The following is a 13744-nucleotide window of genomic DNA, read 5'->3' as shown; positions in this document are numbered from 1 at the left end:
ATAAAATTAAGGATTAATTTACTATTTTTATTTTATATGGAAATATATTTATAGATTTTTTTTCTAGAAAGAGCAGCAAATTACTATTAAGTGAATCCCATTCTTTTTGTTCAAATTTCATATTTTTATTAGCATACAGTTCAATTTCGATACATTGTGTTATTCCTTTATTAACCTCAATACTATTCGTGTATCCTTTTTTTATTTCTACTGCTTCAATTTTATCATTATATAATTCATAGCATAATGCTTTAATATCTTCTTTGGTTACAATTCTGTCCCTAGAAAGCAAAGAACGTCTGTAAGAATTTAAACGCTCTTCCATGTTTAAATTATTTCGACCATTAAAAGTGGTAGTTAATAAGTAACTGCCTTTTTGTTTTATTCCAATGGCCTTGTAAACCTCTATATCATTTCCGGATTTAATATTATTTGCTTCGTCTCCATTGGTTGTCCAGTAATCTATTAATAAGTTTTCTTTTTTACTATATGGCTCCAAGGTGATATAACTACTCTCGGTAAGATTCTCTTTTGTTGCAGCTACTTTTTTCTCTAATAACGAAATTAGCTGATTTAAGTTTTTAAGATTACTATGTAAAAAATCATTGTTTAAAAAGGAAAAAGAAGCACTTTCATCTTTAAGTAATTCTATTAAATGAATTAAATATTCTTTTGCTCCGCGTTGGTCTAACTTACCAACATTATTTCCTCTTACCGTATAATTGCCTTTTCCTGTATTTAAGGCATCTTGAAGTTTTGGAATATATGTTTGGCCATTGGTATTCACAATAGACTTCACATCTAAAAAGTAATTTTCTGTCTTAATAGGTAAAATATTAATGTAGTTTTTAACCTGGTATGTAAAGGAGTTTAATTCTCTATTTAAAACGGGAAAAGCATTTAAAGAACAATGCAGTTTTTGCAATATAGCATTACTTAATACTCTTGAAAACTCAATTTTAAGCCAAGTTATATTTTCAGGAATTTCTAATTGGTTTACTGCAATAAAATCTTTTAAATCATCACAAGCAGCAGCTTTATAGGACTTCACATCTTTGATAGTGATGTAATTTTTTTTATAGAATTGTAATACTTGACTTTTTATATTTTGTGTATTTCTAGAAACTTCTTTAAAAATGGATTGAAGCTCGATTTTATTTAAGGAACTACTATTGTAAAAGCCTTCTTCTATTTTTAATTCGGCATTATTAATAGACCATTTTGCATGTTTTAAATAATGGTAAAACATTTCGCTATTATCAATATCATCGATTTCAAAATACATAGAAATATCTTGTAAAGGCAACTCTTTCAAATTACTTTCTATACCTAAATAAATGGTCGACGCGGGTAATTCTTCTTTATCCGTTTTTTTAGTTATTCTAGTTTTTTCTTTTTTTCCATCCAAACTAAAGCATTTGTTTCCGCTTGCTAGATATTTAACATTAGCATTAATAAGGTTAAAGTCTTGCACAGGAGAAAAGAAAATATTTTTTAGTTTTTCCGAACCTTTTTTTTCTGTGGTTCTCTTTTTAAAATAAAATTGATACTCTGGTTTTATGTTTACTTTATCGTCTAAGGTGTTTGCATGTAAAATAGCATGAGCAGGTTTAGAGCCTATTGCCGTTTCTGGTGTCATTAGTTGCACTAACTTCTCAGTAACCCTGTTTTGAGATTCGTTTAACTCGGCCTCAATTTTCAAAATTTCAGAAGCGCAAGCAGAAATTAATAAAGACACCACAGGATCAAAGGACGTTTCAATTTCATTAGCAGCTACTCCCCAAATAGAGGCTGCTTTCTTTACCATTCTGTTTTTTATATGTTCGAAAGATTCTGTTTTCATTTGGTAAATTTATTGATAGGATAATGGTCCAATATAAAAGTATTCTACATACTTAAAATCTTCGTTCGTTTGTTTTACTTTAGCTCTAATTACAAGGTCCACTCTTTTTTTAATTCTATTTGCTGCGTCTGTGCTTAAAATTTCTTCTTGTTTAATTTTAACTTGAACGCTAATATTGGTTAGTCTTTTCTCATGTGCTTTTATAGAATCTTCAATAGAATCTTTAATTAAAGATTTTAATTTATTAGCACTCTTTAAATTATCAAAATCTAACTCCCAGATAGAGCTACCAAAGGTTTCATCAAAAGTAGATTCCCCAAAAGATGTTGTATTTATTAAATGAATATAATGTGCTATAGATTGTTTTATATCACATTTATCATGCTCTTTTTTAGTAAAAAAGCTGTCCGGTTTAATTGGTAATTTATAAAAGCGTTTACTCATAATTTTGTAAAAGTAAATATAGAATATTAATTATACTAAAATTTCACGTTTTTGTGTTTTAAATAAAAAAAGAATTTAATTGACGATTTTTTTTACAAATAATAGATTTAACATTGTTTAAATACAATTATTTATTACTTTTATTTAATATTATTTTTTAATGTTAGTTAACATTAATTTTAAAAAAAACATTAATTATCAAAACATGTTTCATGAATCATAAACTGCTCCTTTTTATAACCCTTTTAGTAACTACTTTTACCAATGCGCAAACCTCTTTTAAAGGTATTGTAATAGAAGAAGACACCTCTCTCAATGTCACCAACGCTATTGTAGCAATTGAAGGCACAGCTATTGCGCAACGAACAGATTTAAATGGTGCATTTAACATATTAAAAGACATCCCTAGCGGAGACCATGTGGTAACCATTACTAAAGATGGTTATGTTACAAAATATATACTTATTGAGGTGAGTCCTGGTAAAAACATCATACTAGATAATGTTAAAATTGAAGTTAACAAACAAGAAAGAAAAAGAAGAGATAAAGCGATAAAGGCACAACAAAAAGAAGAAAAGAAATCTCAAAAGGAAAGAGATAAGTTTCTTAAAGAATCTCAAAAGGAAAAAGAAAAAAGAGATAAAATCTTAGAAAAGCAAAAGAAAAAACTTCTTAAAAACAAAAAAGACAATAACGAAATAAATATAGAAAACACCACACCTATTGAAGCAACTCCTTTGCCTGTAACAGCAGAAGTGACTAGCTTACAAATAAAATATGGATCTAAACTAGATGTCACTCCAGAAACCATATCTAATTCAAAATTATACGAATTTATTGATAGTTGGGACGGAACAAAATATGTCTTAGGAGGCGAAACTAGAGAAGGTATAGATTGCTCTTCATTTACACAAAGACTTTACACTAGTGTTTATGATATTTATTTAGAACGTACCGCTCAAAAACAATTCGACTCTAAACTTACCGATAAATTTGGAAAAAAAGAATTTTTACGTGAAGGAGATTTAATTTTCTTTAGAGGTTCTGGTGAAAACAAAGAAGTCATCGTTCATGTTGGTATATTTCTTCATAACGGCTATTTTGTGCATGCCACTTCTTACACTAAAGATAATGGTTTGTCAGGAGTACAAATAAGCAATTTAACAGATCCGTTTTGGACTAAAAGATTTGTAGCTGGAGGAAGAAGATAAAAAAGGAAACACTGGTATGAGCACAGATGAATTAGAAGCAATATTTGAAGAACTAATTTCTGTTTATCAAAACTTAAAAGCGGAAGTTGTAGTTGCCGACTTGAAAAAGAACACAACTATTCATGAAGATGATATAATAATAAAGAACAAAAGCACCTTTAAAAGATCCCATAGAAGAGATATCTTAGATGTAGGCAATGTAGATGAAGATGGTAAATTACACCTAAATCTAAGTAGAAATGGTTTGTATGACCAATTACCAGAAGGTTTATTTCATACCAAAGACACCTCTAAAGGTAGCGTTGGTTTTTCAGAATTAAGAAAGACCTATAAAGAGGAAGAAACTAAAGCTAGACATTTTTTTTCACCATTAGAAAACGAGTTTTTTAATCAGAAATTGAAAATTGAAAGTAAAGAACAAGATTTACTAAATAATTTTCTAAATTTAGAAGATGAATTTTTAATAAAATTTTGGAAAGTAGATGCATCTATCCCTAAAATGTATTTACTTAAATTATTAAAACTATTGCCATATAGCTACAAAATAGCTGGAGATTTAGAACTCACCAGTCTTTGTTTAGAAAATATTATAAATAAAAAAGTAAAAATTAAGAAAGTATATAGTCCAAAAACAACTTTTGAACGTAAGTTAAATAGTACAGATAATTATTTGGGTACCAGTTTCACCCTAACCAATAAAAAGGATTCGATTTTGCAACCAGTTTATCAAGTGGAAATCGGACCGGTTTTAGAAGATAATATTGAAGATTATTTAAAAAAAGACGGCTTTACAAAATTCTTAAATGTTTTTTATGATTATTTTTTTCCAATAGAAGTAGAAATAAAAACATCCTTTAAAGTTAACCTTAAAGATGGTTTTTTATTAAGTAGAGAAAAAGAACCAATAATAGGTTTAACAACATTAATATAATTATACAAGAGTATGAATGCATTAACCCATATAATGAACGGAAACATGTTTAAACTAAGTTTAGGCTTGTTTTTTATTAGCTCTATTATTCTTGGTTTAATGAAAAAGATACGAGCGATCTTTAACAAAAACAAAAAGGCAGCAATACTGTACTTACTTTTTATTCTTGTAACCTTTGCTCTTACCGCTTTACTAAGCTCTCATTTTGTTTTAAATGACACACCATTAAACAGTTTTATTGGTATACAATTAGTGTTCTTTGCCCTAGGTATTTTACACCTACATGTAATGGATAAATACTTTCCAGACTTAAAGAAAGATAAATCCGGAATATTTTACGAGTTACTATTTACCATCATTATATTATGTATTGGCCTTATCGCTTACATGAATGTAGTACATAGATTTAGACCTAATTTTAGCATTTTATTTTTAGGAACAAGTTTATGTTTTATCACGCCGTTTTTATTTCAAAAACTGTACGAATTTGCATTTAGCATTCCTATTCCTGTATATAAAAAATGGTTATTCCCTTTAGACGGAAGTATTAAAGATCCAACCAAAAACGAATTAATAAATCCAGCTGTTATTAGTTTTGAATTTCAGAAAAAATTTGAGATTAATGAAATCACCAACTTTAGAATAAAAGCACCAGAAAACATGGAATTTGGTAAACTCTTTTATTTCTTTATTAATGATTATAATGAAAGACATCCTGAAAGTACTATAGAGTATTTAGACCCTAATAACATGCAACCTCAAGAATGGGTTTTCTATTTTAAACCCAACTGGCTAGGAAACATAAAACATATCAATTTTGAAAAAACAGTAGTAAATAATGATATTCATGAAAATGATGTTATTGTTTGTCAAAGAGTAAATAAATAAAATACAGCAAACCAAATCTTTAGAAATATTATTATTTCTACTGACCTGCATAAAAAATAAATAAAATAAAGAATGCCTTTGTGTTAACTTTTTATTTTAGAGAGTATTAAATAGTAAATAAATTAAGTTATAGCTTTTTTAAATTTTGTAGTATTTAGTAAAATACTACAATTATAAATAGTTCAAAAACCTTTTTATCATTTGTTAATTATTAATTAAAATTCAATTATTATGTCATTTAAATCAAAACTAAATGTTGGTGGAAAAGAGTACAACGTACTAAACTGTAGTTATGAGCTGCACCAAGAAACTGACGCAACCGGACGCCCTTCTTCTATTACTAGAGGAGGTAAAATTAAAATCACTGTAGAATCTACTGCAGACACATCTTTATCAGATTGGATGTTCAACAACTTTGAGCGTAAAGATGGATCTATCACTTTCTTAAAAAGAGATACAGATGCTAAAGCTAAAGAATTAAAATTCACAGAAGCTTACATGATCAATTATAGCGAAAAATTTGACCATTCAGGAGACAATCCTATGGCTGAAACTGTAGTTATTTCTGCAAAAACTATAGGTATAGGAAACGGAGAGCACGTTAACGAGTGGACTTCATAGTTTCGTATTTCATTATAATACATTCATAATTTAAGGAGTGTAAACCCACTCCTTAAATTTATGCTACACAATTAATTAATATAAATCACAGGTCATGTCTTTTTTAGCAAAATTAAGTATAGATGATCAAGAGTATAATGTACTTTCATTTTCTTTTGATGTTGCCCAACAAGTACACCATGGTTCTAGTAGACCAACTGGTATGCCAACAATTAATCATTTACATATATTAATTGAATCTTCTAGTAATTCTGGCTTTTTTGCATGGAGCATTAGTCCGTACGAACAAAAAGATGGCGAGATAATTTTTTATAAAAGAGATGCAATGGCAAGCTCAAGAACTTTAAAATTCACTGGTGCTTTTTGTATTAATTATAATGAATCTTTTGAAAACAATAGTAAAACCCCTATGTCTACTAGCTTAGTTTTAGCAGTAGAATCCTTAGAGTTAGACGATAGCTTATATCAGAATCCTGGAATGGGCATAAATTAATACTTCTTAATTACAAATTTTTCAACAATGGCTATTCTTTCAACAACACATATACATATAAACGGAAATAAACTTCCCTACTATAATAGTTGTAGTTTACATCAAGAAATTGGGGAACACCACACACTAGATTTATATTGCTTGTTAGAAACTATTGAAAAATTTTGTGGTGACAATAACCAAGAAATGGAAGAACTCTTGGGAACCATAATTACTATAGAAACTAAATCTTATGCAGGTATAAGTTTTCATGGTACCCTAAAGTTTAAAGGAATTATAACCGGATTAAGTTATCAAAAAGGACTGTATTCTAACGCAGGTGACTTAATTTTAATAAAAGCACAAAGTCCTACAATAATTGCTGATGATGGTCCGCATCATACTTCTTTCAATGATAAAAGTTTCATTGATATCATGGAAGATACTTTTAGCAATTATGATACTTCTAGATTAAAAATAAATACACAAAATTCAGACCTTTCAGAACCGTTAACGTATACCGTACAATACAATGAAAGCTGCTTTAAATTTGCACAACGCATGGCAGCCAGAAATGGAGAATGGATGTACTATGATGGGGAAGAATTAATGTTTGGTGTAGACACAGAATCGGAAGAATTAGAACTAATACTTGGTAGAGATCTACAAGATTTAAATACCTCTTTAGTTCCAATACCTCAAAACTTTAATTATTATACCAATGACTATCTTACAGATGATGTACATGAAAAAGAATCGTCTTCAGCAACCAAATCTAGCAATGGATATTTTGGTGTAGTTAATGATAGCTCCAAAGACATTTATGCGAACCCAACAAAGATTTGGGTTAACATTTCTGATGATACCAATGCGAAAAGCAGATTAGATAAATATGTAGAACTGCAACAAAATGCACTACAAGCCAATCAAGTAAAAATCAATGGTACTTCAGATAATCCTGGCGTAATGCTAGCAACAACAGTAAAAGTATCTCAAAACAATTATATAATTACAAAAGTGACACACTCCTATTCTAGTAATGGAGAATATGAAAACTTTTTTGAAGCGACTTCTTCGAACATAAAAACATACCCTAAAACGGAAATTAATGCATTTCCTATTGCACAAAGCCAAGTAGCTAAAGTAATAGAAAATCATGACCCAGAAGGAATGGGAAGAGTAAAAGTGCAATTTGTTTGGCAAAAGAAAGACGGATTAACAACACCTTGGATACGTTATATATCACCTAGTGCATCCCAAGGACAAGGTTTTTTCTTTATACCAGAAGTAAATGATGAAGTTCTAGTAGACTTTGAAGGTAGCAATGCAGAAGCTCCTTTTGTAATGGGAGGCGTTTATAATTCAAATGCCACTCCTCCTGAAGGTAGCGCAAACGCTAGCAACCATATAAAAATGTTAATGAGCAAAAGCGGTTCGTTTTTTAAATTAAATGACGAAGATGGTAGTATCACTATTCAAGATAAAGCCGGCAGCTCCATTGTTCTAGATGGTAATGGTAATATAAGTATTACAGCTGCTTCTAGTGAAGTATCTATAACAGCCCCTTCGGAAGTTAGTATTTCTAGTGATGATGAAGTTTCTATTAATGGTGCATCTGAAGTAAGTATTGTTAGTGGTGATGAAGTTTCTATTAATGGAGGATCCGAAGTAAGTATTGTTAGTGGAGATGAAGTTTCTATTAATGGAGGAAAAGAAGTGGCTATTAGTGGAGGCGTTGAAGTAACAGTAACAGGAGGCGCAAAAGCAACATTAACTTCTTCAGGAACAACTTCTGTAGCAGGTACTATAATAAAGCTGAACTAAAATGGGTCAAAACAATCCAATACAAGAGCGCGTAGATCAAATGCTCCTAAAATGGACATTGGCTATTAACACACCAAAGGTTAAAATTGTTCGCGTTTTAGCAGCAGAAGACGAACAAGATATGCTGGGAGCCTATTACCAGTATATGCTAGCAGTAGACTCTAATCAGCAAGACTTTGTACTCATTTTAACATCCCCTTTTACTTCGGCAGCAGCTTACAGTAACGATTTATTACAAGAATTAGAAGAGGAAATAAATAATTGGAATACTGCAGAAATCCCAGACGCTATACCATTTGAAACCATTACATGGAAACCAGATTATAGCCTAGGTAATCCTGAAAATCCTGCACAACTACTTATAAAAAACTTAAATAGTTTTGCTAATTACTTACAGCCAGAAAAAAAAGTAAAAATTAGTATTGTTCTATTAATACAATCTATTTCAGAAAAAAACGCGACAGATTATTTTAATGCAGTATTAGAGACCGATATGGAATCGCATCTTATTATTGGAATTGACGATACTAGAGAAAATCCTATTTATAATTCCTTAGCAGAAAACTATCCGGAAGAAGTTTATACTATTGAACCCGATTTTAACATCGACGCTGCAATAGAACAAATGGCAGCACTAGGAGATCCTACTGCAACAGAAACGCCGTATCGCGCAAATCTAGCCAAACTAATAAATGGCGTAAAAGAAAGAGACGAAAAAAAAGTACAACATGCAGCAAAAAACTGTCTAGATATAGCTACCAAAGCACTTAAAAAAGACGCAAATTGGCTCATGCAAATAGTTACCGTGTATACCATTTTATACAATGACCAATTAGGGTATAAAAATTATGACGATGCGCTTTATTTTTCTAATAAAGCCGTAGAAACCGCCTTAATATCTAAAGACTTATTAAAACCAGAAATGGCTTATCGCCTTATTGGGCAAACCCATTTAGGTAGAGGTGCATTGCACCAACTAAAAAAGAATAAAAACCAATCGGTAAAAGATTACGATTTAGCAGCAAAGGCATATGCAACGGCAAAAGATTATTTAATGCAATGTGAATCTCTACGCTTAGCAGGTTATATGGCTAAAAAATCAAGCTTAAATGATGAATCTACACAATACTATCTACAAGCATATTATTTAAAAGATGCTTTAGGCGCAGATTTAGCAAGGTCGTCTACCTATCCTTTAGTAGTACAACAACTGTTAAAAGATTATAGTAGAAACCAATTTTTAAGTGACAACCAAATGAACCAAGACATGTCTCCGCTTTTTGGTGAACAATGGGAAGAAACGATCGAAGAATTTGGAAAACTAAGTAAAAAAATAAAACAATAAAAATGGAAGAAATCACAGAAGTAATGACATCAAATCCGCAATATGGTTACTTATTAGGTATAGGTGTTTTTCTGTTCATTATATTAGGACTAATATTAGACTGGGATTGGGTAGTAGAACCTGGTGGAGGTTATTTTAATATCGCATATTTTATTAATGCATTTGGTAGAAAAACAGTGCGTATTATTTATGGCTCTATTATGCTAATAGGTATTATACTCTGTTTATATGGTTATTTTAATTATAATCCGGATTTATATAAATAACAAGTACCATTTAAAAATTAGTACCAACAATACCCATATAATGTTTTATAAAAGTGGAAGAATTTTTCAACAACATACCTTTCAAAAAAATCTTTGCTAGTATTTTTATAATAGCATTAGTATTTAGTGCCTTTTATAAAGAAAATTTTTTGTTAGACAAAGGAGAGAAAAAATCTTTACAAAACTTAAGTAATCTAACTAATAACAAGCTATCTGGTAAAACAGTAATGGCTATTATTTATTTTACAATTGCATTAATTGCTTTAGCAATAGGGCTAGTAATTTATAGAAATTAATCATTATACACATTTAACAACACGTATCTATGCCAACAGATAAATCATATTTTGATAATGTAAGCGAGCAAATAAGCCTTACTACTGGAGAGCAAATTGAAGGCTTTAAAAAAGGCAATCAAGAACGTGATGCTATTTCTCAAAACACAAATCTTACCGCTAGTACCGCAGATGTAGCACATAATTTAAATGCTGTGGATACAGGAATACAAACCTTTAGTGCACTTACTGGTACGGTAGACAGCATTGCACAATCGGTTTTGATGCCTGCAATGGCTGCCTTAGGCATGAAAGGTATTGCCAGCTTTCCTATTTCCAAACAAATGGATCCTGTTATAGGTATTGACGTGCATACGGTTATGATACCGCCTGCTCCTCTTCCTATACCAATGCCACATCCATATATTGGAATGTTATTTAAAGCAGAAGATTTTATTGCAGCAGCTCTTGCTTCTTTTATTGCACCGCCGCCAGTAGCTCCAGAAGGACCTAAAGCAGGGGAACAAGCAACAGAAGGACAACAACAAGCAGCAAACGATCATAAAACAGCAACACTGGTGAACACCGGACTTAGTATGGTGGTTGGTATGATTGGAGCTACCGTTAAAATTGGTGGTTTTATACCAAGAACGGTTGCAGGAACACCAACTAAAAACATTCCGCATTTCCCGATGGGCGCTACCTTTGCGCCGCTTCCTCCTACTAATACTGGTCACGCTATGCTAGGTAGTTTATTTGCTTTAGCAGATAATGACCCTATTGCCGGTGGTGGTTTGCACTTACACTTAAGTTGCCAATCGCACCCTATTGGTATGCCTTCTGTGCATGCTACAAGAAAAAGTAAAAATACCTCTGGAGGTACTAAAGAAAAAATGACCTTGTATTTACCTACAAGTGTGGTTATGCCTATTCCAATGGCACAATCTATTGTTACCAGTCCTATTCCTGCGCCTTTTAATCCTATGGCGCTTTTAACCAAAGCCGTTAAAGGTGCCTTTGGTAGACACTTTAATAAATTAGCAGCTAAACTTGGCCATGGTGCCATCAATAAAGTATTAGGAAATAATAAACTAGCAAATAAACTACATAAAAAATTATGTACTAAAACAGGACATCCAGTAGATGTAGCTTCTGGAATGTTTTTTACAGACGAAGAAGATTTCTTCCTTCCAGGTCCAATTCCGCTTTCGTGGGAACGTTCTTGGTATTGCGAAAGCGATTACAAAGGTCCGTTAGGAAACGGTTGGCATCATAACTATGATATTGCTATTGTTGAAGACGAAGCCGAAAACAACGTCTCTTTAAGAATGCCGGACGGAAGACCCTTAGCCTTCAGAAAACCAACTACCGCTACACCAACCTTTAGAAAAGGCGAACAATTGGAACTTCGTGTAAACGATAGTGGTGAATACCATGTTTGGGATATTAACGAAGATGTATACTACCATTTCACTAAAGAAAAATTTAACGGGGTACAAAAATTACGTAGCGTTGTAAATGCGAACAGTTTTAGTATTCAGTTTAACTATAATAGAGAAGGTCATTTAATTCAAATTACAGACAGTGCACATCGTGTACTTCAAGTAACCAATGATAAAGAAGGACGCATTACCGAGATTACGGCACCACATCCAGAATTAATAGGTCAGCGATTTACCATTGCTAGCTATGTTTATGACGCCAAAGGTAATATGCTGAAGCAAACCAATGCCGTTGGAGATAGCATGCATTTTGAATATGAAGGCTATTTAATGGTAAAGGAAACCTGGCGAAATGGTTTAAAATGGTTCTTTGTATATGATGGAAAAGAAATCGGTTCGCGATGTATTCAAACTTGGGGAGATAATAATATTTACAACCACAAACTAGCATTTTTTGACGGTTTAACTAAAGTTGAAAACAGCCTTGGGCACATCACCGAGTATTACCATAAAGGAGGTTTAGTATACAAAAAAGTAGAACCAAATGGCGCTATTAACCAATGGTTGCATGATGAAGATAATCAGCTTACCTCCTACACAGATCCTTTAGGAAACAAAGAATTGTATACCTATGATGACTTTGGAAATGAAATTCTAAGCATCGATCCTGCTGGAGCCACTGTAGAAACAGAATACAGTGTAAAAGAAAACAAAAATCATCTTCCTGTAAAAGTAAAAGATGCCAATGGTGGTATCTGGAAATGGGAATATGATGCAAATGGTAACGTTATAAAACGTACCAACCCAATGAGTGCAAGCTCTACAATGCAATATAAAGATGGCTTATTAGATAGTATTACAGATGCTTTAGGCAATACCACAACCCTACTTTACAATGCACAGTATAATATAAAAGAAATAAGAGATAGCCTAAACAATATTTCTACGTACAAATACGATGTTTTAGGAAATTGCATTAAAATCACCAACCCAAAAGGTGCGGTACAAACGAAAGGTTTTGATTTAATAAACCGAATTCAAGAGGTTTCTAACTTTGATGGTAACAAAATCCATTTAAAGTATGATGGTATAGACAATCTTTTAAAATACCAAGACACACACCAAGAAGTAAATTACAGCTATTCTGGTATGTGGAAAATGACCAGACGTAGTGATGCGCGTGGTACCACCTATTATTATTACGATACCGAAGAGCAGCTTACCAAAATTATAAACGAAAAAGGAAATCCATATACCTTTACCTTAGACAGTGTTGGTAACGTTACCAAAGAACAAAGTTTTGATGAAGCTACCAAACACTTTAAACGCGATTTAGCAGGACGTGTTCTAGAACTGACTAAAGCCAGTGGTAAAAAAGTAAAATACACCTATGATACTGCGAGTAGAATTACCGAAATAGATTACGGTAACGACAATACACAAGTATTTAATTACAATCCTGCAGGACAATTATTAAATGCTATAAATAACGATGCCGAAGTTGTATTTACACGCAACACCTTAGGTTTAATTACGAATGAGCAAGTAGATAAACATAGCATTACGAATCAATACAATGCTTTAGGTGTACGTACACAATTAGAAAGCAGTCTAGATGCTCATATTAATTATGCACATGACACTTTTGGTAATCTAGCCAATTTAAGCGCCAGTCAAGACACCAACAATTGGGAAGCACAATACAAACATGATAGTTTAGGTTTTGAAACCGAACGTATGTTGCCAGGTAAAGTGGAGCAACAATTTAGTTATGATAATATTGGTAGACTAACCTCGCAGCAAACACTTACCAAAAAGCAACAAAAACATCAACGTAAATACACTTGGGGAATTAACGACCGTTTACAAAAAACAGACGATAGCAAACAAGGGATTACTAAATATGGGTATTCAGCAACAGGACATTTAGAGCAAGCCAACTTTCAAGATGGAACCCAACAAGTACGTGACCAAGATAATGTTGGTAACCTTTTTGAAACCACCAACCATAACGATAGAGAATACAGTAAAGGCGGACGACTAGAGAAAAAAGGAAGCTGGAACTATAAATACGATGCCGACGGTTTTTTAACCGAAAAGTACAAAGGTAGTAGCAGTATTTTTAGAAGTAAAAAAGACCATTGGCAATACGAGTGGAATGCTGCTGGTATGTTGCAAACCG

Annotated in this window: 12 protein-coding genes; 10 read left to right on the top strand and 2 right to left on the bottom strand. The window is 32.1% G+C overall.

Annotation, left to right across the window (positions count from 1 at the left end; genetic code table 11):
* Positions 1–13: 13 nt before the first annotated feature.
* The gene (locus ACVCXO_RS01165) at positions 14–1843 is read right to left on the bottom strand and encodes a type VI secretion system baseplate subunit TssF (RefSeq protein ID WP_452227767.1); all 1830 of its coding nucleotides are present in this window, start codon (positions 1841–1843) and stop codon (positions 14–16) included.
* A 9-nt stretch (positions 1844–1852) separates the two neighbouring features.
* A complete protein-coding gene (locus ACVCXO_RS01160; RefSeq protein ID WP_452227766.1) occupies positions 1853–2287 on the bottom strand; it encodes a GPW/gp25 family protein in 435 nt (144 codons plus the stop codon).
* 212 nt (positions 2288–2499) lie between these two features.
* Between ACVCXO_RS01160 and ACVCXO_RS01155 the strand changes: the two genes are divergently transcribed.
* From ACVCXO_RS01155 to ACVCXO_RS01110, 10 genes are all read left to right on the top strand, one after another.
* Positions 2500–3498 carry an NlpC/P60 family protein gene (locus ACVCXO_RS01155; RefSeq protein ID WP_452227765.1) on the top strand — a complete coding sequence of 333 codons (999 nt, stop codon included), beginning with the start codon at positions 2500–2502 and terminating at the stop codon, positions 3496–3498.
* A 16-nt stretch (positions 3499–3514) separates the two neighbouring features.
* Entirely contained in the window at positions 3515–4429 is a 915-nt protein-coding gene (locus tag ACVCXO_RS01150; protein WP_452227764.1) for a hypothetical protein, read from the top strand.
* A gap of 12 nt (positions 4430–4441) precedes the next feature.
* A complete protein-coding gene (locus ACVCXO_RS01145; RefSeq protein ID WP_452227763.1) occupies positions 4442–5317 on the top strand; it encodes a TssN family type VI secretion system protein in 876 nt (291 codons plus the stop codon).
* A 231-nt stretch (positions 5318–5548) separates the two neighbouring features.
* Complete coding sequence (tssD, locus tag ACVCXO_RS01140; protein ID WP_452227762.1) at positions 5549–5938, top strand: type VI secretion system tube protein TssD; 390 nt, start codon at positions 5549–5551, stop codon at positions 5936–5938.
* A 94-nt stretch (positions 5939–6032) separates the two neighbouring features.
* Positions 6033–6431: a type VI secretion system tube protein TssD gene (tssD, locus tag ACVCXO_RS01135; RefSeq protein WP_452227761.1), complete on the top strand. Its 399-nt coding sequence runs from the start codon at positions 6033–6035 to the stop codon at positions 6429–6431.
* Between the two features lie 27 nt (positions 6432–6458).
* On the top strand, positions 6459–8234 hold the full coding sequence (locus tag ACVCXO_RS01130) for a type VI secretion system Vgr family protein (protein ID WP_452227760.1): 1776 nt from the start codon (positions 6459–6461) through the stop codon (positions 8232–8234).
* 1 nt (position 8235) lies between these two features.
* Positions 8236–9579: a hypothetical protein gene (locus ACVCXO_RS01125; protein WP_452227759.1), complete on the top strand. Its 1344-nt coding sequence runs from the start codon at positions 8236–8238 to the stop codon at positions 9577–9579.
* Positions 9580–9581: 2 nt separating this feature from the next.
* On the top strand, positions 9582–9845 hold the full coding sequence (locus tag ACVCXO_RS01120) for an immunity 17 family protein (protein ID WP_452227758.1): 264 nt from the start codon (positions 9582–9584) through the stop codon (positions 9843–9845).
* Positions 9846–9994: 149 nt separating this feature from the next.
* A complete protein-coding gene (locus ACVCXO_RS01115; protein WP_452227757.1) occupies positions 9995–10141 on the top strand; it encodes a hypothetical protein in 147 nt (48 codons plus the stop codon).
* 29 nt (positions 10142–10170) lie between these two features.
* Positions 10171–13744: DUF6531 domain-containing protein (locus ACVCXO_RS01110; protein ID WP_452227756.1), on the top strand; the 3574-nt coding region annotated here is incomplete at its 3' end.

The organism is Lacinutrix sp. MEBiC02404 (genome assembly GCF_053601575.1).
Note: the sequence above shows the minus strand (reverse complement) of the source record. Positions and strands in the feature narration are given on the sequence as shown.

Excerpts from the sequence above, each read along its gene's own strand:
- ACVCXO_RS01160 (WP_452227766.1), bottom strand. The coding sequence starts at position 2,287 with ATGAGTAAACGCTTTTATAAATTACCAATTAAACCGGACAGCTTTTTT.
- ACVCXO_RS01145 (WP_452227763.1), top strand. The coding sequence starts at position 4,442 with ATGAATGCATTAACCCATATAATGAACGGAAACATGTTTAAACTAAGT.
- ACVCXO_RS01125 (WP_452227759.1), top strand. The coding sequence starts at position 8,236 with ATGGGTCAAAACAATCCAATACAAGAGCGCGTAGATCAAATGCTCCTA.
- tssD (WP_452227762.1), top strand. The coding sequence starts at position 5,549 with ATGTCATTTAAATCAAAACTAAATGTTGGTGGAAAAGAGTACAACGTA.
- ACVCXO_RS01155 (WP_452227765.1), top strand. The coding sequence starts at position 2,500 with ATGAATCATAAACTGCTCCTTTTTATAACCCTTTTAGTAACTACTTTT.
- ACVCXO_RS01150 (WP_452227764.1), top strand. The coding sequence starts at position 3,515 with ATGAGCACAGATGAATTAGAAGCAATATTTGAAGAACTAATTTCTGTT.
- ACVCXO_RS01165 (WP_452227767.1), bottom strand. The coding sequence starts at position 1,843 with ATGAAAACAGAATCTTTCGAACATATAAAAAACAGAATGGTAAAGAAA.
- ACVCXO_RS01130 (WP_452227760.1), top strand. The coding sequence starts at position 6,459 with ATGGCTATTCTTTCAACAACACATATACATATAAACGGAAATAAACTT.
- tssD (WP_452227761.1), top strand. The coding sequence starts at position 6,033 with ATGTCTTTTTTAGCAAAATTAAGTATAGATGATCAAGAGTATAATGTA.
- ACVCXO_RS01120 (WP_452227758.1), top strand. The coding sequence starts at position 9,582 with ATGGAAGAAATCACAGAAGTAATGACATCAAATCCGCAATATGGTTAC.